At 68.0% G+C, this 1,039-nt stretch carries 1 protein-coding gene; it reads left to right on the top strand.

Annotated elements, in window-relative coordinates; all coding sequences use genetic code 11:
- The coding region (locus tag ACFU8W_RS52535; RefSeq protein WP_384053029.1) for an integrase core domain-containing protein at positions 1-1,009 on the top strand (1,009 nt) is incomplete at its 5' end.
- Positions 1,010-1,039: the final 30 nt, after the last annotated feature.

The raw sequence follows: 1,039 nt of genomic DNA, 5'->3' as shown, positions 1-1,039 counted from the left end.
CGCGCTGCGGCATCAGCTGATCGTTCTGAAGCGGCAACTCGGCACCGAGCGGGTGAGGTTCGCCCCGACGGATCGGGCCTTCCTCGCCGCCCTGCTCGCCCCGCTGCCCCGTGCCACTCTGTGCCGCCTGCGGTTGCTGGTCAGCCCTGACACAGTGCTGCGCTGGCATCGCGACCTGGTGAGAGGTCTTCACGCCCGCGTGAGCGTCACCAGGCGGCGGCCTGGTCGGCCGCGGACCCACGCCTCGATACGCCGTCTCGTCGTGCGTCTCGCCCGCGAGAACAGCAACTGGGGGTATCGCAGGATCCACGGCGAGCTCGCCTTGCTCGGCGTGAAGGTCGCCGCCTCCACCGTGTGGGAGATCCTGAAGGCCGAGGGTATCGATCCCGCGCCCGAGCGCACCACCGTGACCTGGGCCGACTTCCTGCGCAGCCAGGCCCAGGCGATCCTCGCGATGGACTTCATCGAGACCGTCACTCTCACCGGGCAGCACCAGTACATTCTGGCTGCCATCCACCACGCCGGCCGCAGGATCCGCATCCTCGGCACCACGGCGCATCCCACGCACGCCTGGGTGACCCAGGCCATCCGAAACCTGATCATGGATCTCGAGGACGCCGGACAGCTCGCCGCGATCAAGTTCCTGATCCGTGACCGCGACGCGAAGTACCCGGCGCTGATCGACGAGATCCTGAACAATGCCGGCGTGCGCACCGTGCTCACCGCCGTCCAGACACCGCGCATGAACTCGATCACGGAAAGGTGGGTGCGCACCTGTCGCCGCGAGCTCCTCGACCGCACACTCATCTGGAACGAGACCCATCTCCGACACGCTCTGCGCGAGTTCGAACAGCACTACAACCAGCACCGAACCCACCGGACGCTGCAGAGCGCCGCGCCCCTCCGCGCCGTCCCCCAACCCCTGGCCGACGACCGGATCGAGCACCTCAACGTCCGCCGACGCGACCGCCTCGGCGGAGTGGTCCACGAGTACCGACATGCCGCCTGACCTGCACGGACGAGTTTTCGGCACCTTCAG

Origin of the sequence: Streptomyces sp. NPDC057565, assembly GCF_042801455.1 — a bacterium.
In the GTDB taxonomy this organism is placed as follows: Bacteria; Actinomycetota; Actinomycetes; order Streptomycetales; family Streptomycetaceae; genus Streptomyces; species Streptomyces yanii.
This window is presented reverse-complemented; position numbering and strand designations above follow the sequence as displayed.